The organism is Cupriavidus phytohabitans, assembly GCF_017815025.1.
Lineage (GTDB): Bacteria > Pseudomonadota > Gammaproteobacteria > Burkholderiales > Burkholderiaceae > Cupriavidus.
In genome coordinates this window covers 1-1,409 of sequence record NZ_JAGIQB010000185.1, presented here as the reverse complement: position 1 = coordinate 1,409, position 1,409 = coordinate 1, and the positions used below count along the sequence as shown (strand labels likewise).

The 1,409-nt window shown below is 60.2% G+C and carries 1 protein-coding gene; it reads right to left on the bottom strand.

What is annotated here, in order from left to right:
* Window positions 1-9 precede the first annotated feature (9 nt).
* Window positions 10-1,326 (bottom strand): IS4 family transposase, encoded by a 1,317-nt coding sequence (locus J8I34_RS34005; protein WP_209808558.1) that lies wholly within the window; start codon window positions 1,324-1,326, stop codon window positions 10-12.
* Window positions 1,327-1,409 lie beyond the last annotated feature (83 nt).

Below are 1,409 nucleotides of genomic sequence, written 5' to 3'. Positions count from 1 at the left end.
TAATGGCGTTCAGTTAAGGTCCTTTCTGAGGTACCGGACGGTGTAGCGCTTAGGCAGGGCTTTGACCACACGGGGGCACTTACGCCCCCGTCGTTTTTGTACGATCGCCAACTGAAGTTTGGCGCGCATGCGCTGCAGATGGGCCGGCAGCTTGCCTGGGGCCATGCCGGCTGCCCAGGTCAGTTCACCCTGTATCAGGCGCAAGGCCAGCACAAAGCTCAGGTCGGTAGGCTCGACGCGGGCCTCGAGCGCAGCCTTGGCCATCTCCAGACGCACCAGGTTGTACGCAATCAGTGCCCCCCAGATTTCCTGATATACGCCCTCGGGCTGGCGGCTGCGCAAGGTCAGTTCGGCCCCGAGCATCGTCTGCTTCAATTCCCGATAGCTGGTTTCGATTTCCCAACGGCGCTGGTAGCACGCAAGGATATCGGCGGCCTTGAAGCGCCGACGGTCCGTCAACGAGGTCAACAGGATGCGATCTGAGTCCTTGTCTCGAATCGCACGAGCTGTCCAGGTCTCTGGCAAGGCTGGATTCTTGCGGCGAGCCTGAGGTGAGACCTTCATCTGTACGAGGCCATCATCCGCACTGCCTGAGAGCAGCTCCCACTGTAGATTCTTCTTGGCTGGGATCAGGAAGTGGCGCTCGCTGCCGCCCATGCGCAAGCCCCACAGGATCTCTGCGGCCAGAAACCCCTTGTCAAAGATCGTCAGCGAATCATCCGGGATCCGCTCCATGAGCGGCTTGGCATAGAGCATCTCATTGCAGCCGTAACGGCCAAAGGCGATATCAGCAACAAGATGGGTAGGAACGGCCGTGAGCGAGACACCGCGCACTTGTGGATAGCTGGCGACCTTGCCACTGGCATAGCTCTGGGCGCCAAAGTGCAGGCGATTCTCCGGGCTATCGGCAGTGCGGAAGGTGGTGCCATCCATGGCGTAAAGCGCCAAGCCCTTCCATTTGTAGTGCGCAGCATCCTGAGCCACCCACGCCCGTGCGGTTTGCTCGAACAGCCACAACAAAGGCTTATCTCCAAGCCGCTCGCGGGCTTGGGCGATGCCGCTCTTGCTGACACAGGCGTTGGCATCGTTGGGCAGTGCCAGGTCCAGCGTCTCCAGCACATCGGGAATCGATTGGTGCCGATAGAGCGCCAGCGCGATGACCAGCCAGACCACCTGCTCTGCTGGCAGTCGGCGCCGGCGAACAGACGCTGTTCCGGTGGCGGCCAGCGCCTGCTCGATCCATGCCATCGGCAGATGCTCGCTGAGCCGGGCAAAACTGGCCGGCTCACTAAGCTCAAGGGTGGCGTGGACTTGTTCCGATAGCATCGGAACGGCAAGTTAACAGCTCGACACCTTGTTTACAACCCCTGCAAAGAAAAATGCCGTTCAGACTTAACTGAACGGCATTA

Coding starts and splice junctions, on each gene's coding strand:
- J8I34_RS34005 (WP_209808558.1), bottom strand. CDS start 1,326: ATGCTATCGGAACAAGTCCACGCCACCCTTGAGCTTAGTGAGCCGGCC.